The organism is Micromonospora sp. NPDC023869 (assembly GCF_055559695.1).
The window spans coordinates 212,190-228,846 of sequence record NZ_JBVHKD010000003.1; the positions used below are offsets into that span (position 1 = coordinate 212,190).

Annotated in this window: 18 protein-coding genes; 11 read left to right on the forward strand and 7 right to left on the reverse strand. The window is 73.5% G+C overall.

The genetic code is table 11. From position 1 onward, the window contains the following. Nucleotide 1 precedes the first annotated feature (1 nt). From ACZ31C_RS11500 to ACZ31C_RS11515, 4 genes are read left to right on the forward strand one after another with little or no spacing between them, the layout of a single operon-like run. The gene (locus ACZ31C_RS11500; RefSeq protein ID WP_465795190.1) at nucleotides 2–580 is read left to right on the forward strand and encodes a nucleotidyltransferase family protein; all 579 of its coding nucleotides are present in this window, start codon (nucleotides 2–4) and stop codon (nucleotides 578–580) included. Then, nucleotides 577–1,470 (forward strand): AAA family ATPase, encoded by an 894-nt coding sequence (locus ACZ31C_RS11505; RefSeq protein ID WP_465795191.1) that lies wholly within the window; start codon nucleotides 577–579, stop codon nucleotides 1,468–1,470. Before ACZ31C_RS11500 ends, ACZ31C_RS11505 begins: the two co-directional genes overlap by 4 nt. Next, nucleotides 1,467–2,435 (forward strand): SRPBCC family protein, encoded by a 969-nt coding sequence (locus ACZ31C_RS11510; RefSeq protein WP_465795192.1) that lies wholly within the window; start codon nucleotides 1,467–1,469, stop codon nucleotides 2,433–2,435. Before ACZ31C_RS11505 ends, ACZ31C_RS11510 begins: the two co-directional genes overlap by 4 nt. Beyond that, nucleotides 2,432–3,634 (forward strand): vWA domain-containing protein, encoded by a 1,203-nt coding sequence (locus ACZ31C_RS11515; protein ID WP_465795193.1) that lies wholly within the window; start codon nucleotides 2,432–2,434, stop codon nucleotides 3,632–3,634. The genes ACZ31C_RS11510 and ACZ31C_RS11515 overlap by 4 nt, the downstream gene beginning before the upstream one ends. On the opposite strand, the gene ACZ31C_RS11520 is transcribed toward ACZ31C_RS11515, so the two are convergent. The 4 genes from ACZ31C_RS11520 to ACZ31C_RS11535 form a co-directional block, all read right to left on the reverse strand. Continuing rightward, entirely contained in the window at nucleotides 3,595–4,551 is a 957-nt protein-coding gene (locus tag ACZ31C_RS11520) for a LysR family transcriptional regulator (RefSeq protein WP_396751564.1), read from the reverse strand. The two genes, ACZ31C_RS11515 and ACZ31C_RS11520, sit on opposite strands and share 40 nt — an antisense overlap. Before the next feature lie 163 nt (nucleotides 4,552–4,714). Next, nucleotides 4,715–5,470, reverse strand: coding sequence for an SDR family NAD(P)-dependent oxidoreductase (locus tag ACZ31C_RS11525; RefSeq protein ID WP_465795194.1), 756 nt, complete (start codon nucleotides 5,468–5,470; stop codon nucleotides 4,715–4,717). Nucleotides 5,471–5,472: 2 nt separating this feature from the next. After that, nucleotides 5,473–6,444, reverse strand: a complete 972-nt coding sequence (locus ACZ31C_RS11530) for an alpha/beta hydrolase (RefSeq protein WP_465795195.1) — start codon at nucleotides 6,442–6,444, stop codon at nucleotides 5,473–5,475. A 34-nt stretch (nucleotides 6,445–6,478) separates the two neighbouring features. Further along, entirely contained in the window at nucleotides 6,479–6,784 is a 306-nt protein-coding gene (locus tag ACZ31C_RS11535; RefSeq protein ID WP_465795196.1) for a putative quinol monooxygenase, read from the reverse strand. 151 nt (nucleotides 6,785–6,935) lie between these two features. Between ACZ31C_RS11535 and ACZ31C_RS11540 the strand changes: the two genes are divergently transcribed. The 3 genes from ACZ31C_RS11540 to ACZ31C_RS11550 all read left to right on the forward strand — a co-directional run bounded on the left by ACZ31C_RS11540 (nucleotide 6,936) and on the right by ACZ31C_RS11550 (nucleotide 9,298). Next, nucleotides 6,936–7,871: an AraC family transcriptional regulator gene (locus tag ACZ31C_RS11540; protein ID WP_465795197.1), complete on the forward strand. Its 936-nt coding sequence runs from the start codon at nucleotides 6,936–6,938 to the stop codon at nucleotides 7,869–7,871. A 9-nt stretch (nucleotides 7,872–7,880) separates the two neighbouring features. Then, nucleotides 7,881–8,690 (forward strand): class I SAM-dependent methyltransferase, encoded by an 810-nt coding sequence (locus tag ACZ31C_RS11545; protein ID WP_465795198.1) that lies wholly within the window; start codon nucleotides 7,881–7,883, stop codon nucleotides 8,688–8,690. A gap of 113 nt (nucleotides 8,691–8,803) precedes the next feature. Further along, complete coding sequence (locus tag ACZ31C_RS11550; RefSeq protein WP_465795199.1) at nucleotides 8,804–9,298, forward strand: hypothetical protein; 495 nt, start codon at nucleotides 8,804–8,806, stop codon at nucleotides 9,296–9,298. A 63-nt stretch (nucleotides 9,299–9,361) separates the two neighbouring features. Here the strand turns inward: ACZ31C_RS11550 and ACZ31C_RS11555 are convergent, their stop codons facing one another. Continuing rightward, a complete protein-coding gene (locus ACZ31C_RS11555; RefSeq protein ID WP_465795483.1) occupies nucleotides 9,362–9,979 on the reverse strand; it encodes a DUF998 domain-containing protein in 618 nt (205 codons plus the stop codon). 172 nt (nucleotides 9,980–10,151) lie between these two features. On the opposite strand from ACZ31C_RS11555, the gene ACZ31C_RS11560 reads away from it, so the two are divergent. From ACZ31C_RS11560 to ACZ31C_RS11575, 4 genes are read left to right on the forward strand one after another with little or no spacing between them, the layout of a single operon-like run. Then, entirely contained in the window at nucleotides 10,152–10,820 is a 669-nt protein-coding gene (locus tag ACZ31C_RS11560) for a ThuA domain-containing protein (protein ID WP_465795200.1), read from the forward strand. Nucleotides 10,821–10,869: 49 nt separating this feature from the next. After that, nucleotides 10,870–11,727 (forward strand): fumarylacetoacetate hydrolase family protein, encoded by an 858-nt coding sequence (locus tag ACZ31C_RS11565; protein WP_465795201.1) that lies wholly within the window; start codon nucleotides 10,870–10,872, stop codon nucleotides 11,725–11,727. Continuing rightward, entirely contained in the window at nucleotides 11,724–12,485 is a 762-nt protein-coding gene (locus tag ACZ31C_RS11570; protein ID WP_465795202.1) for an SDR family NAD(P)-dependent oxidoreductase, read from the forward strand. The genes ACZ31C_RS11565 and ACZ31C_RS11570 overlap by 4 nt, the downstream gene beginning before the upstream one ends. A 41-nt stretch (nucleotides 12,486–12,526) precedes the next feature. Continuing rightward, complete coding sequence (locus ACZ31C_RS11575) at nucleotides 12,527–13,519, forward strand: aldo/keto reductase (protein ID WP_465795203.1); 993 nt, start codon at nucleotides 12,527–12,529, stop codon at nucleotides 13,517–13,519. Here the strand turns inward: ACZ31C_RS11575 and ACZ31C_RS11580 are convergent. Then, entirely contained in the window at nucleotides 13,467–15,728 is a 2,262-nt protein-coding gene (locus ACZ31C_RS11580) for a glycoside hydrolase family 95 protein (RefSeq protein ID WP_465795204.1), read from the reverse strand. The two genes, ACZ31C_RS11575 and ACZ31C_RS11580, sit on opposite strands and share 53 nt — an antisense overlap. 8 nt (nucleotides 15,729–15,736) lie before the next feature. Further along, a complete protein-coding gene (locus ACZ31C_RS11585) occupies nucleotides 15,737–16,588 on the reverse strand; it encodes a phosphotransferase (protein WP_465795205.1) in 852 nt (283 codons plus the stop codon). Between the last annotated feature and the right edge of the window lie 69 nt (nucleotides 16,589–16,657).

The following is a 16,657-nucleotide window of genomic DNA, read 5'->3' on the forward strand; positions in this document are numbered from 1 at the left end:
CGTGAACGTGACCGGTCTGGTCCTCGCCGCAGGCGCGTCGGTGCGCCTCGGCGAGGCCAAGCAACTGCTGCCGTACCGGGGGCGGACCCTGCTCGACGCCACCCTGGACCTGGCTCGCTCGTGCGGCTTCGGGCAGCTCCTGGTGACCCTCGGCGGTGCGGCGGACCAGGTCCGGGACCGGGTGGACCTGGCCGGGTGCGAGGTGGTGGAGAACGCGGCCTTCAGCACCGGCTGCGGCTCGTCGATCAGCACCGCCGTGCGGGCGGTCGACCCGCGCGCCGACGCGCTCGTGCTGCTCCTCGGCGACCAGCCCGGCGTACGCGCCGACGACGTGCGGCGGCTCGCCGCCACGGACGCGCCGCTCGGGGTGTGCCGGTACGCCGACGGGCTGGGGCATCCGTTCCGGTTCGGCCGGGCGGTCTTTCCCGACCTGGCCGACCTGCACGGCGACAAGGCGGTGTGGAAGCTGCTGCACTCCGGCCGCCATCCGGTGACCGAGCTGCCGGTGGACGGTCCGGTGCCGATCGACGTGGACACCCGCGCCGACTACGAGCGACTGCTGACGGAGCAGGCCCGGTGAAGGACGCGCCCGACGTCGCGCGTCGCCTCGACGCCGTCGACTACCTGACCGACGACGGCCTGGCGATGGCGCTGTTCCTGGCCGTACGCCTCGGCAAGCCGCTGTTGCTCGAAGGGGAGCCCGGCGTCGGCAAGACCGCCGCCGCCAAGGCGCTGGCCCGGGCGCTGGACACCACGTTCATCCGGTTGCAGTGCTATGAGGGCCTGACCGCCGGTGAGGCGCTCTACGAGTGGAACTACCAGCGGCAACTGCTCGCCATCCGGCTAGCCGAGGCACAGGGGTCCCGGCTCACCGACGGCGACCTGTTCAGCGCCGAGTTCCTCCAGGAGCGACCGATCCTGCGGGCGGTACGCCATCCAGGGCCGGTGCCGCCGGTGCTGCTGATCGACGAGATCGACCGTGCCGACGACGAGTTCGAGGCGCTGCTGTTCGAGTTCCTCGGCGAGGCCGGCGTCACCGTCCCGGAACTCGGCACGTTCACCGCGCACACCCCGCCGATCGTCGTGCTCACCTCCAACCGCAGCCGGGAACTGCACGACGCGCTGCGGCGTCGCTGCCTGTACCACTGGATCGAGTTCCCGGCGCCGCAGCGGGCCGCCGAGATCGTCCGCCGGGCGGTACCGACTGCCGGCGAGCCGCTGATCCGCACCGCGACCGAGTTCGTCGGCGCCGTACGCGGCCGGGAACTGGACAAGGCGCCCGGGATGGCCGAGGCCATCGACTGGGTGGCCGCGCTGTCCGTGCTCGGTGCCACCGACCTCGCCGGTGACGACGTCCTACAGACCATCGGCACCATCGCCAAGACCCCCGACGACCGAGTCACCGTGGCCGCCGCACTCGGCACACACCAGGGGTCGGCGCTCGGCACACACCAGGAGAGTCAGTCGTGAAGCTCAACAACGAGTTCGTGGTCAACATCCCGATCGATCGGGCCTGGGCGGTCCTCACCGACCTGGAGGGGATCGCCCCCTGCATGCCGGGCGCCCGTCTCACCGGCGTCGAGGGTGACGTCCACAAGGGCAAGGTGAAGGTCAAGGTGGGCCCGGTCGTCTCCGAGTTCGCCGGCACCGCGCAGTTCGTCGAGAAGGACGACGCCGCGTACCGCGCGGTGATCGACGCCAAGGGCCGCGACGCCCGCTCGGCGGCGAACGCCGCCGCCGTGGTCACCGCCGCCCTGCGTCCCGACGGCGACCGGACCCTGGTGAGCGTCGACACCGACCTGCGGATCTCCGGCAAGCTGGCGCAGTTCGGCAGCGGCATGATCAAGGAGGTGTCGGGCAAGCTGCTCGCCCAGTTCGTCACCAACCTGGAGGCCAAGCTGGCGGCCGAGGAGGCCGACGCCGCCGCACCCGCCACCGCCGCCGCACCGGCCACGGTGGACGCTGCCCCGGTCGCGACTGACGCCGCGCCCGCCTCGGCCACGTCGCGCCCCGCGCCCGCCCCGACCGGCGCGGAAGCGGCGACCGACGCACCGGCCGCGCCGGCAGCGGGGGAGACCGTCCCCGCCGGAGCGGACCCGAACCGGGTGGACCTCACCCCGGCCACAGAGGCCGTCGGCACCGAGGCGACCGCCGGCGGCGGGGACCCCCTGAAGACCGCGACCGCTGCCCCCGCCGCGATGACGACCACCGGGGACGCCACGACCACGCGGCAGACCGTGATCGCCGAACCGGCATCGGTAGCCACCGCACCGGTGACCCGGGGCGCCGCCCCGCCGGCCGGTGCGGACGACGACGACGAGGCGCTGGACCTGCTCAGCATCGCCGGTGGGTCGATCACCAAGCGCGTGGTGCCGCTGGTCGTCGGTCTCGTCGTGGTCGGCGCGGTGATCGCCTGGTTGATCGCCCGCAGGTGACCTCCGGGGTGCTGCGCGGCGTCGACCGGGCCGCGTTCGCCGTGGCGCTGGCCGACCGATTGCGTCGTGCCGGCGTCCCGGCCGGACTCACCCAGGTCGACGACTTCGTCCGGGCGTTGGTCGCCGCGCCCCCGGCGGACCGGTCGACGCTGTACTGGAGTGCCCGGGTCAGCCTGGTGCGGCGGCACGCCGACCTGGCCACCTTCGACGCCGTCTTCCAGGCGGTCTTCGCCGACGCGCCGCCGCTGCCGTTGACCCGTGCGGCGGCGACCGGGCCGGGCCGTCGCGACGAGGTGCACGTACCGCTGCCCGCCGACACCGACAGCGCGGGGTCGGGCGGTGGGCTGCCCTGGGCGACGTTGCCTCCGGCGGTGGCCGAGGCGGAGGAGTCCGACACGGCGCTGCGCCTGCCCGAGCGGCGTCCGGCCGCCCTCGCCGGGCTCGCCGACCGGCCCTTCGAGGACCTCGACGACGAGCAGGTGGCGCTGCTCGGGGAGGTGCTGCGGGCCGCCGTGCGCCGCTGGCCCACCCGGCGTACCCGGCGGCACCGGGTCAGCCCGGCCGGTCGGCGGATCGCGCTGCGGCCGACCGTGGCCCGGGCCCGCCGCACCGGCTGGGAGCCGGTGGAGGTGGTACGCGAACGACAGGTCCGCCGGCCGCGCCGGGTGGTGCTGCTCTGCGACGTCAGCGAGTCGATGCGGGCCCAGGCGACCGCTTACCTGCACCTGATGCGGGCGTTCGCCACGGTCGCCGACGCCGAGGTGTTCGCGTTCGCGACGAGGCTGACCCGGCTCACCACCGTGCTGCGGCACTCCTCGCCGGTGGAGGCGGTGGACCGGGCCGGTGCGGCGGTGACCGACCGCTTCGGCGGCACCCTGATCGCCACCAACGTGCGGACGCTGCTCGCCTCCCATCACGGTGATCTCGTCCGAGGCGCGGTGGTGGTGATCGGGTCGGACGGCTGGGACAGCGACCCGCCCGACGACCTCGCCGCCGCCATGGCCCGGCTGCACCGCCGGGCGTACCGGGTCGTCTGGCTCAATCCGCGCGCCGGGGTGCCCGGCTTCGCCCCCCGGGTGGCCGGCATGGCCGCCGCGCTGCCCTACTGCGACCGGCTGCTGCCGGCCGGCACGTTCCAGGACCTGCTGGACGCCGCCGGTCAGCTCCAGAGTGTGACGTGGACCGCCGGCTTGAAATGACCCATGCTGACGCCCGCGCCCCGCATCATCGCCTGGATGGCACGCGAGGTGGAGGCGAACCGGGACAGCTCCGCCGCAGCCGAGGGCGTGCCCGGGCTGGACAGCAGCAGCGAGTGCCAACCGTCCTCGACGGGGGTGTGCGGCCCGGCCAGCAGCAGCAGGTCACCGCTGCGGACCTCCGGTGCGACGGTGAACGCCAGCGCGGGCGCGACGCCCTTGCCCCGTTTCGCCTCGCCGAGCGCGGCGGCGTGGCTCTGGAAGATCTGCTGCCGGTCCTCCGGGACGGCGAGTCGGCGCAGCATCGCGGGCACCGCGCCCAACTGGGTGGTGGCCGAGGGGCCGAGCAGCCAGGTCTGCTCGCGTAGTTGGGCCGCTGACGCCCGTACGCCGGCCAGCGGATGGTCCGGTCCGACGACGGTCACGAGCCGGTAGTTCATCACCGGACGGCAGGTGATCGCCGGATCGACCACCGGCGGCTGCGGCCCGATGGCGATGTCCACCGCGCGGGTCAGCAGCAGCGTCTCGAAGGAACCCGCGTCGCGCACGCTCAGTTCGACGTCGAGGTCGGCGGCGCGCCTGGTGAACAGCTTGATCAGGCCGGGTGCGGCGAGTTCGGCGAAGAGGCTGCACGCGGCGACGCGCAGCATCCGGCGTCCCCGCGCCGCAGCAGTCACCTCGACCACCGTGCGGTCCTGCAGGCCGAGCAGTTCCGAGGCGCGACTGGCCAGCCGCAGCCCGCCGGGGGTGAAGGCGAGCCCGACGGCGGTGCGGGAGAACAACTTGTCGCCGAACTCCTTGCGCAGTTGCGCGATGTGCAGCGAGACGGCCGATTCGGAGACGTCGAGTTGGGCGGCGGCCTGCTTGACCGAGCCCATCCGCACCACCGCGACGTACGCGCGTAGCTGTGCCGGCGTCATCGACGGCGTCCCTCCTCCCACCCCGATCTCACGATCCGGACGGTCTCTCGCAGCGAAACACGATCATGCCCGTTACGCCGCGTCGTCGCCAACCCTCCTGTCGGCCACCATGCTGCCCTGTCGCCGGGGCGGACGGAGGACCCGCCCGCCCCGGCCGCCCACGTCAGAGCCGATAGCCTCCGGAGACCTCGATGTCCTGGGCGGTGATCCAGCGACCGGCGTCGTCCAGCAGCGCGGCGATGGCCAACCCGATGTCGTCCGGTTCGCCGACGCGGCCGAGAGCGGTCTGGGCCGCCAGGTGCGGGATCACCTCCGGGTGTCGGGCGAAGGCGTCGTCGGCGATGCGGGTGCGGGTGGAGCCGGGGGAGACCGAGTTGACCCGTACACCCCGTCCGCTCAGCTCCTTGGCCAGGTAACGGGTCAGCACCACCAGGCCGCCCTTCATGGTGCCGTACGCGGAGTAGCCGGGCTCCAGACCGGAGTCGACGGCGTTGCTGGCCACGTTGACGATCGCGCCCCCGTCGGCCAGTCGGGGCAGCAGTGTCTGGGTGAGGAAGTACGGCCCGCGCAGCAGTACCCGCATGAGGTCGTCGAACAACTCCTCGGTGGTGTCCTCGAACGTCGCCGTTCGGCTCGCCCCCGCGTTGTTGACCAGGTAGTCGAAGGTGTCCCGCTGCCAGGTGTCGCGCAGCGTGCTGACCACCGCGTCGTGGAAGGCCGGGAACCGGGTGGAGTCGCCGAGGTCGAGCGGCAACGCGACGGCCCGGCCACCGTCGCTCTCGATGCGCGCCACCGTGTCGTGCGCCCCGGACGGGTTGTGCTGGTACGTGAGGATCACCCCGGTGCCGCGTCGGGCGATCTGGAGGGCGGCGCTGCGTCCGATGCCGGAACTGCCGCCGGTGACGATGGAGATGGACATGGTCACTCGGTCCCTTCGTCGGTGGTCAGCACCCGGGCGAGCCAGTCGGTGCGGGTACGGCGGGCCGTGGTGGAGATGGCGGCCTGCGGCAGGATCGCGTCGAAACCGTGGCAGCCACCCGCCCACACGTGCAGTTCGGCCTGCCCACCGGCGGCCCAGATCCGGCTGGCGTAGTCGACGCTCTCGTCCCGGAAGACCTCGGCCGAGCCGGCGTCGACGTAGGTGGTGGGCAGCCCGCCCAGGTCGTCGGCGAGCGCCGGTGACACGTACGCGGGCACCGGTCGGTCGGTGCGCTCGCCCAGGACGCAGCGCCAGCAGAACTCGTTCGACTCGCCGGTCCAGACACCGGGGCCGCCGGAGTACTGCCGGCTGGAGGTGGTGTCGTTGCGGTGGTCCAGCATCGGGCCGATGAGCACCTGGGCGGCGATCGGCGGGGTGCCGAGGTCGCGGGCCATCAGGGTCACCCCGGCGGCCAGGCCACCGCCGGCGCTGGCACCGGCGACGACCAGGCGGGTCGGGTCGATGCGCAGGTCGGCGGCGTGCGTGGCGGTCCAGAGCAGGCCCTGGTAGCAGTCCTCGACCAGCGTCGTGCCGGTCACCTCGGGCGCCAGCCGGTAGTCCACCGAGACGACCACGGCACCGAAGCGGTCCAGCCATTCGAGGGGGATGTCGAGTTGGGCGTAGCGGTCGCCCAGGACCATCCCGCCGCCGTGGATCCAGTAGACGCACGGTGCCGGTGTGTCGCCGGTGCTCCCGGCGGGACGCAGCACGGACAGCGGGATCGGGGTGCCGTCGGCGGCCGGGACGGTGATCTCCTGTCGGTCCACGGACGCGCCGTCGAGCAGGGTTTCCACGGGCGTGGTGGCGTAGGGCCGGATCTGCGCGAGCACGTCGAAATCGAGCCGGGCCACCAGCGGCAGGTCGGCGAGCAGTGCCCGCAGGTCGGGGTCGAGGTCGGGGCGGGGCAACGTCATGTCGGGTCCTCGGGTCGGCGGGGTGGGTGTCGGCTCAGAGGACGGCTCTGCCGCCGACCGGCACCTCGTCGGTGTAGGTCGCCTCGGCGGCGAGCAGCGGTTCGAGTCGCGTGACGAGGTCACGCGCCGGGGCGGTGGCGAAGAACGCGGCGTGCGCCGACCGGCTGGTCCAGCCCTCGGTGAGGTGGACGACGTCGGGGTCGCCGGCCGAGCGCCCGACCAGGAAGACGACGCAGTCCGGGTGCGTCAGCGCGGGGGCGTCGAGCAGGAGCGCCACCACCTCGTCGCCCTTGCCGGGGTGCGCGGTCATGGTGGCGTGGAAGCCGTGGTCGACGGTCATGTCGGTGATTCCTCCAGTAGGTCCGCTGTCGTTGGGATATCGACAAACCCATATAAGCATTCTGGGCAGCGAGGACGGTAGACAGTTTCTCGCAGCCTCTTGCCTGATCCTCTCGTTGTGGCGAGGATCGGTTTCCTGCTTCAATGACCCGGTGAGCCTCGACGAGTTGCGTGACCTGCTCGACCGCCACGCCCGCCCGGACCTGTGCACCGCCATCGACGACCTGCTGATCTCGCGGGTCGACCGGTCGGCGCCGCCGTCGCCGTCGATGTCGGGCATGGTGCTGGCCCTCATCGCCCAGGGCGCGAAACGACTCGCGACCGGCGACCGGGTGTACGAGTACCGCGCCGGGCAGTACCTCGTCGCCTCGGTGGACCTTCCGGTCACCGGCGAGTTCCTCGGGATCGAGCCGGGCCGCCCGGCGCTCGGCGTCGGCCTGTTCCTGCGTCCGGCGGCGGTCGCCGAAGTGCTGCTGCGGGCGGCGCCCGGAGACCTGCCGCCGGTCGGCGGCGGCGCGCCGTCCGGCCTGGCCGTCAGCGACGCGCCCCCGGAGCTGCTTGACGCGACGGTCCGACTGGTCCGCCTGCTCGACCGGCCACGCGACGCGGCGGTGCTGGCGCCACTGGTCAAACAGGAGATCCTCTGGCGACTGGTGACCGGCGAGCACGGGGCCACCGTGCGGCAGCTCGGTCTCGCTGACAGCAGCCTCAGTCACGTCGCCCGCGCGGTCCGGTGGATCCGGGAGCACTATGCCCGAGCGTTCCGGGTGGAGGATCTCGCCCGGCTCTCCGGCATGAGCGTCTCCGCCTTCTATCGCAACTTCCAGGCGGTCACCGCGATGAGCCCGATCCAGTTCCAGAAGCAGATCCGGTTGCAGGAGGCCCGACTGCTGCTCGCCACCCGCCCCGACGACGTCACCGGCGTCGGCCGTCAGGTCGGGTACGACAGCCCGTCCCAGTTCAGCCGCGAGTACCGTCGCCAGTTCGGCCTGCCGCCCCGCCTGGACGCCGCCCGCCTGCACGACGAGCTGGGCCGACCCGCCCCGACGCCCGGTCCGGTCCCCATGCCGGCCGGTCTTCTTCCGTAGGGTGGCGGCATGGCGGTGCCACGGGAGCAGCGGAACGTGTTCGGCGAGGTCGCCGAGGCGTACGAGCGGAGTCGGGCGGACTATCCGGCCGCTCTGCTGGACCTGATCACCGGGTACGCCACCGGCACACCGGCCGAGGTGGTCGAAGTGGGCGCGGGCACCGGCAAGGGCAGCGCGTTGCTGCGTCGTCTCGGCGTACCCCTGACCTGTGTCGAGCCGGACCCGGCGATGGCCGCGCTGCTGGCACGACGCTTCACCGACGACGACCTGGTGTCGGTGGTGGTCGACCGGTTCGAGGACTGGCGTCCGCCGCCCGGCGGGGTCGACCTGCTGGCCAGCGCGCAGGCGTGGCACTGGGTCGACCACACCCGACGGACCGGCCTGGCCGCCGAGGCACTGACGCCCGGCGGGGTGCTCGCGATCTTCGGGCACGAGTACGGCTTCGCCGACGCGGAACTGCGCGCCGCGATGGACACGATCTACCAGCGCCACGCCCCGGAGATCGCCGACCTGCCCGGACGGCCGGTGCACACCCGGCACCCGGGTGCCTTCGACCCGCAGGAGCTGCGCACGGCGTCCGGGTTCACCGACGTCACGCACGAGCGGGTGGTGACCGTCGTGCCGTACGACACCGCGCGCTACCTCACCCTGCTGTCCACCTTCTCGCCGCACCGGATGCTGCCCGAGCAGCAGCGGGTCCGCCTGCACGACGCCCTCGCCGCCCTCGTCGACAGCCACGGTGGCGTCGTCGCGCACGAGTTGACCACCGGGCTGTGGCTGGCCCGGCGACGCGGCCCGACGGTGCCCGGCCGTTCTTGACCCTCGAGAAGGTCGAGGGCGCAACCTGGTGCGGAGCGGGACACCGACCCGCCCGGTGCGCCACCCGCCGCTGCGGCCCGCCACCGGTCCCCGACACACCAGGAGGAACAGCCGTGCCGGAGTCCACGACGGACGTGACGGATGACGTGATGGCCGCCATCGGCGTCGCCGTCGAGACGGGCCGCGCCGGGGACCGCGCGGGCGCGCGGGACGCGCTGGAACGGCTCTGGGAGACGATCGGGGCCGACGGTGACGCGCTGCACCGGTGCACCGTCGCGCACTTCCTCGCCGACCTGCAGGACTCGGTCACCGACGAACTGGCCTGGGACCAGCGGGCCCTGGCCGCGATCACCGACCTCAGCGACGAACGGGCCCGCCGATACCACGACTCGCTGCGGGTGCGGGCCTTCCTGCCGTCGCTGCGGCTCAACCTGGCCGACGCCCACCGGAGGACCGGCGACGCGGTCGAGGCGCGTCGCCACCTGGCGGCGGCGGTGGCGGACCTCGACGCGCTGCCCGACGACGGGTACGGCGCGATGATCCGCTCCGGTGTCGCGCGGGCCCGGCAGGCGCTCGACGCCGGGTCGACCGCACCGCTGACGCCGTGACCCGCGCCGGGCGGGCCGGCGCAGCCGCCCGCGCCACCGTGCAGGCCAGGGAAATCGTGTGGGCTAGGGCAGCAGGTGCCAGCAGAGGCCGGCCAGCCACAGCCAGCCGACCAGGATGTTCGCCCGTTGGATCAGGCCGGTCCGGGGCGAGTCCCGTTCCCAGGCCGCGCCGAACCAGAGCGTGAGCACGACGAGTACGCCCGCCGTGGCCCCGGAGAACAGCGCCCCACCGAGGGAGTCCAGCGTGAACGCGGCGGCGAGCGCGGCGACCGGCAGCGACCCGAAGACCACGGCACCGGCGTAGTCGTGCAGGTGGTGGCTGCGGCTGAGGGTCTCGGGGGTGTCCTCCGGCGTGCCCGGCGGGTACCCGCGCATCGGGTCCATCGGGAACACGCCCGAGGCCACCAGGGCCAGCCCGAAGACCGCGACGACCACGGCCGGCCAGCCACCGGCACTCGCCCAGAGACCGGGCGCCGCGGCGGTGACGAGCAGGCCGCAGACGACGAAGTTGGTCGTCTGCAACCACCCGCGACGGCCAAGCGCCAGGGCGCTGACCGCGTGCCGCACCGGGCGGTAGCCGGGCCGGGTCAGGCCGTCGAGGACGAAGGTGACCACGAACAGCGTGGTGCCGACCATCCCGGCCACCAGTGACGCCCGGATCGTGCCGTCGGCCAGCTCCATCCGGGTCACCGACCCGTTCCGGCGCGGAGCGCCGTCGCGCCGGACAGGGCGTTCGGCGTCCGGCGCGTCATGTCGCGATCGTACCGATCATGGTCCATCCGTGCCGGGTGACGACGGGTACGGCAACCTGGAGGCGTAACCGTAGCGTCGAGTCGCGGGGTGGCGAAGTCACGTGAGACGAGTCCTGGTCTTCTCCCGGACCACCGGGTACCGGCACGATTCGATCCCGGCCGGCGTCCGGGCCCTGCGCGAGCTGTGGCCCGACGTTACGGCGACCGAGGACCCGGACGTCTTCACCGCCGCCGAGTTGGCCGATGTCGGGGCGGTCGTCTTCCTCAACACCAACGGCACGGTGCTCACCGACGCCGGTCGGGCGGCGCTGGAGGCGTACGTGCGCGGGGGAGGAGGGTTCCTCGGCGTGCACTCCGCCGCCGCCACCGAGTACGACTGGCCGTTCTACGGCGAGCTGGTGGGCGCCGCGTTCGACAGGCATCCGCCGGTGCAGCCCGCCACGGTGACGGTGACCGATCATGATCATCGCGCCACCGCGCACCTGCCGGCCCGCTGGGAGTGGGTCGACGAGTGGTACGACTTCCGGTTGTACCCGCGTGCGCGGATCCTGCTGCGGGTCGACGAGTCCACGTACGACGGTGGCCGCACCGGGGCCGACCATCCGCTGGCCTGGTGCCACGACCGGCTGGGCGGACGGGCGTTCTACACCGCCCTCGGGCACACCGTCGAGGCGTACGCCGACCGGTCGTTCCGCGACCACCTGGCCGGGGCGCTGCGTTGGGTGACCGCGGCACCTCACCCCGACGGCCCCTTGCCGACACCCTCGTGACTCCTCTATAACGATGCAGCAAGGTCGATCTCTGTCCGAAGGGTGCGGCGTGAAGCTACTACGGGTGGGCGCGGTCGGTCAGGAACGTCCCGCCGTCCGCGACCGGGACGGTCGGCTGCGGGACCTCTCCGGCCTGGTGACCGAGATCGACGGGAGCTTCCTCGCCGGCGACGGCCCGGCCCGGGTCCGCGCCGCGCTCGCCGACGGGCGGCTGCCCGTGCTCGCGGACCCCGCGCCACGGATCGGGGCGCCGATCGCCCGTCCCGGCAAGATCGTGTGTGTCGGGCTCAACTACTCCGACCACGCGGCGGAGACCGGCGCGCGACTGCCGACCGAACCGATCCTGTTCATGAAGGCGCCCAACACCGTGATCGGCCCGGACGACGAGGTGCTGATCCCGCGCGGCAGCGTCAAGACCGACTGGGAGGTCGAACTCGCCGTTGTCATCGGTCGCACCGCGCGGTATCTGGACAGCGACGACGAGGCGATGGCCTGCGTTGCCGGCTACACCGTCTCCAACGACGTCTCCGAGCGTGAGTTCCAGCTCGAACGCGGCGGCCAGTGGGACAAGGGCAAGTCCTGCGAGACCTTCAACCCGCTCGGTCCGTGGCTGGTCACCGCCGACGAGGTGCCCGATCCGCAGCAGCTCGGTCTGCGGCTGAGCGTCAACGGCACGCGTCGACAGGACGGCAGCACCAAGAACATGATCTTCGGGGTCGCCGAGGTGGTCCGGTACGTCAGCCAGTTCATGGTGCTCGAACCGGGCGACGTGCTCAACACCGGCACCCCGGCCGGTGTGGCGGTGGGGATGCCCGAGCCGAAGCCGTACCTGCGTCCCGGTGACGTGATCGAGGTCGAGGTGGACGGTCTCGGCACCCAGCGCCAGAGGGTCGGGCAGGCGTCGTGACCGGCGAGTTCACCGGGATGGCCGTGGTGGTCACCGGCGGCGGCTCGGGCATCGGCCTCGTCACGGCCCGGCTGCTGGCCGCGCGGGGAGCGGCGGTGGCCTGCCTCGACCTGGACCCCTCCGGCGTGGCGGCGCCGCTGCTCGGGGTGCGGTGCGACGTCACCGACGCGGCCTCGGTGACCGAGGCGGTGACCGACGCCGCGAGCCGGCTCGGCGGGCTCGACGTGCTGGTCAACAACGCGGGGATCGGCGCACGGGGCACCGTCGAGGCCAACCCGGACGACCAGTGGCACCGGGTCTTCGACGTCAACGTGGTCGGGATCGTCCGGGTCACCCGGGCGGCCCTGCCCCACCTGCGGCGCTCCGCCCACGCCGCGATCGTCAACATCGGCTCGATCGCGGCGAGCACCGGACTGCCCGACCGGGCACTGTACGGCGCGACGAAGGGTGCCGTGCAGGCGTTGACCCTCGCCATGGCGGCCGACCACGTCGGCGAGGGCATCCGGGTCAACTGTGTGAACCCGGGCACCGTCGACACGCCGTGGGTACGCCGGCTGATCGACGCCGCCGCCGACCCGGCCGCCGAACTGGCCGCCCTGCGCGCCCGACAACCCACCGGGCGGCTGGTCGCCGCCGACGAGGTGGCCGCCGCCGTCGCGTACCTGGCCGGTCCCTCGGCCGGTGCGACCACCGGGACCGTGCTCGCCGTGGACGGCGGGATGCACTCCCTGCGGCTGCGCGCTGCCGCCGCGACCTGACCACCTGTCGCCGACGGCGACGTCCTCGTGAGGAGGCGGCGATGCGACACACCCGACTGGGGCGCACGGCGGTGCCGGTGAGCGCGCTCGGCTTCGGCGCGGCCGGGATCGGCAACCTGTACCGCGCGGTGGACGACGAGACGGCACGACGCGCCGTGGACACCGCGTGGCAGCTGGGGGTCCGCTACTACGACACCGCGCCGCACTACGGCCTCGGACTGTCCGAGCGTCGACTGGGCGCCGCGCTGGCCGGGCGTCCCCGCGACGAGTTCACCGTGTCCACGAAGATCGGCCGGCTGCTGGTGCCCTCGCCCACCACCGCGCACCTGCGCGACGACGCCGGCTTCGACGTGCCCGCCGACCAGGCCCGCCGCTGGGACTTCAGCGCCGACGGGGTGCTCCGGTCGCTGGCGGCCAGTCTGGACCGGCTCGGACTGGACCGGGTCGACCTGGTGCTGCTGCACGATCCGGACGCGCACTGGCGGCAGGCCGTCGCAGAGGCGTACCCGGCGCTGCACGAGCTGCGCGACCAGGGGGTGGTGGGCGCGATCGGGGTCGGTATGAACCAGACGCGGATGCTGGAGCGGTTCGTCGCCGAGACCGACGTGGACACGGTCATGCTCGCCGGCCGCTACACGCTGCTGGACCAGACGGCGGCCGAGCGGCTGCTGCCCCGGTGCCGGGAACGCGGCGTGTCCGTGCTGGCCGCTGCCGTCTTCAACAGCGGCGTGCTGGCCACCGCCGAGCCGGGCGACACCTACGACTACGGCCCGGTGCCGCCGCCGCTGCGCGACCGGGCGGTCCGCATCGCGCAGGTGTGCCGCCGGCACGGCACGACCCTGCCGCAGGTGGCGATGGCCTTCGTGGCCCGCCATCCGACCGTCGCGTCGGTGGTCGTCGGGATGCACACCGCCACGCAGGTCGCCGACAACGCGGTCCGCTTCGCCGCACCGGTGCCCGACGCGCTCTGGACCGAGCTGGTCAGCGAGGGGTTGATCCCGGCGGAGGAGCGGCCCCGGGAGCCGTCGGCGTGACCCACACGTCCTCGCCGTCGACCCGGACCCGGACCGGATCGCGGTGCGGTGCCCGGTCGGCCACGATCGTGAAGTCGACGACCCGGCCGTCCCGCCAGGTGCAGTCGACGCGGTACCCGCCCCGGGCGCGTAGGCCCCGGAACGCCCCGTCGGCCCACTCCCGGGGCAGCGCCGGCAGCAGGTGGACGACGCCCTGGTGGCTCTGCAGGAGCATCTCGACGACGGCGGCGGTGACGCCGAAGTTGCCGTCGAGCTGCATCGGTGGATGGTCGCAGAGCAGGTTGTCCAGCGTGTTGTAGCGCAGCAGGCCACGGATCATGTGACGGGCCCGCTGCGCCTCGCCGAGGCGGGCGAAGACCGCCGCCCGCCACGGCCACGTCCAGGAACGACGGCTGTCGCCCCGGACGGTGGACTCGTCGAACGGTACGCCGTCGCGCGCGCCGCAGCGGGCGGCGAGCGAGACCAGGGCCGCCGCCGCGAGGTCCGGTGTCGCCGTCGGGGTGATCCGGCGGCCGGGGAAGACCGCGAACAGGTGCGAGGTGTGCCGGTGCACGTCGTCCGGGTCGTCCCGGTCGGTCAGCCACTCCTGGAGTTGGCCCCACCGCCCGATCCGGTGCGGCGCGAGCCGGGCCCGCAGGTCGGCGACGACGGCCCGGTGCGCGGCGTCGACGTCGAGCGCCTCGGCGCAGTCCAGGTAGTTGTCGAAGAGGTCGGCGACGATCTGCTGGTCGTACGTCACGCCGTGCTCGCGCGGGCCGTGCTCCGGCGACCAGCCGTCCGGCGCGACGAGCCGGCCGTCCCGCTCGATCAGCCGGTCCTGCCAGAACTCGCAGATCTCCCTGATCATCGGGTACGCGGTGTCCCGCAGGTAGGCGTGATCCGGGGTGAAGGCCCAGTGCTCGTAGAGGTGCTGCGCGTACCAGGCGCTGGCGACGGTGTTCCACTCCCAGGCGTTGCCGCCGAAGATGCTCTGGCTGGTCCGGGCCGTCCAGCCCCGGGTGTCGGCGCCGAAGGCGTGCCGGGTCGCGACGCGGCTCGGCACCGCCACCTGGCGGACGAACTCGACCAGCGCGCGGTGGCTGTCGCCGAGGTCGGTGGTCTCCGCCGCCCAGTAGGCCATCTGCACGTTGATGTTCGTGTGGTAGTCGCAGGCCCACGGCGGCCGGTCGCTGTCGTTCCAGAGTCCCTGGAGGTTGGCGGGGAGCCCGCCCGGCCGGGAGGAGCTGTGCAGCAGGTAGCGGCCGAGGACGAACATGGTCTGTTCGAGCGCGGCGTCCTCGCCGCCCGCCCGGTAACGGGCCAGCCGGGCGTCCGTCGGCAGTGCGAGGAGCTCCTCGTCGGGGTGTCCCCAGCTCACCGACACACGTCGCGCCACCGCCAAGCTGTCGGCGAGGTGCGTCTCGCGCAGCGCCCGGTAGGACCGGTCCGTCGCCGCGTCGAGAGCGGCCTCGACGACCGGTTCCGGCGCGGCGCCGCGCCACCCGGCGCAGGCGTCCATCCGGTAGTCGGTGCGGGCGTCCAGCAGCAGCGTCATCCGGGTCGCCGCGCGTACCCGCAACCGCCCACCCACGGCGGTGACCACGCCGTCCGTGTCGGTCAGCCGCAGCCCGGCCGCGTACCGCAGGCCGTTGCCCAGCCGACCGCGGAAGACGGCGGTACGCGTGCCGGCGTCGACCGTCACCGGCGCGTCCTGCGCACTGGTCAGGGCGATGTCGCAGTCCAGCGGCCCGGCGTGTGTGGCCTGGTAACGCAGCACCAGCACGTCGGCGGCGCGACTGGCGAACGCCTCGCGTCGGACCCGCTGCCCGGCGACGGCGAAACCGGTTCTGTGGATGCCGGTCTCCAGGTCGAGGGTCCGGTGGTAGTCGGTGACCCGGTCACCGTCCCGGCCCGCCACGTCGGCGGCGCCCGGGCCGCTCGGAAGGGCGAAGGTGAGCAGCAGGTCGCCGAAGGGCCGGTAACAGCCGAAGCCGGTGTCGCTCAGGTCGAAGACGTCGTCAGGGCGACCGGCGAGGGCGTTGTCGTAGTCGGCGACGCCGCCCCACAGGCTCTGCTCGTTGAACTGGATCCGGTCCCGCTTCGGGCCGCCGAACAGCATGGCGCCGAGCCGACCGTTGCCGATCGGCAGCGCCTGGGACTGCCAGTCGGTGGCGGGACGCGCGTACCAGAGGCGGTGGCGGCCCGGCGGACCGTCGGGTTCACGCGGCATGCCGCGGGTCATCCGGTCGCCGCGAGCACGTCCCGGATCATCCGGTGCCCCTGCTCCTCGAAACGTTCGTCGCCCACCCGGTACGCCCACCCCGCCGTGCCGATCGCGTCGCGGACCCGGGTCCGGTGCCAGCTTCCCGGCTCGCGCGGATCGGTGCCGTACCCGTCCAGGAACGCCCGCTCCAGCGCCGGGTCGCGGCGGAAGTCCTGCACGGCCAGCCGGCCGAAGTCGGTGTACGCCGGTCGCAGCGCGGCCCGACCGAAGTCGATGATGCTGACCCGGCCCTGGTGGACCAGCCAGTTGCGGGGCTGCCAGTCCCCGTGAGTGGGGACGAGCGTGGCCGGCGGCGTCGGCCAGGCGGCGATCTCGGCGCGCAGCCGCTCCACCGTGGCCGGTGCGATCCGGTGTGGACCGGCGAGCCAGGCCAGCGCCCGGGCGTTCTCGCGAGCCTCGTAGTCGTCGTCGGTGACGGTGGTCTGTGCGTGCAGCAGGGCCAGCAACTCGCCCGCCTGCCGGTAGGCGGCCGGATCGTCGACGTGTGCGGTGTCGAGCACCAGCTCGCCGGGGAGATACCGGGTGACGAGCAGCTTGGCCGACTCGTCGCCGTGCACCAGCACCGGCGCGCGGTCCCGGCTGGTCCACGGCGTCAGCCAGTGGTGGTGGGCGCGCACCTCCCGGGCGATGTGCCGGTCCTCGGGGCCACCGGCCTTGACGACGTACCGTGCCCCGTCGTGGGTGACCTCCAGCACGGTGGTCAGCAGCAGGTCCCACCCCAGGTCCCGGAGCACCGTCGCGCCGGGGAGCCACCGGTCCAGCAGGTCCCGCTGCGCTCCGGAGAGTCGGTCGCGTACAGAGGTCACCGCCGGATCCTACGTGCGGGCGGGGCGAACGCGCAGACGCCGGCAGCCGAACCCGGCCACCGGCGTTTA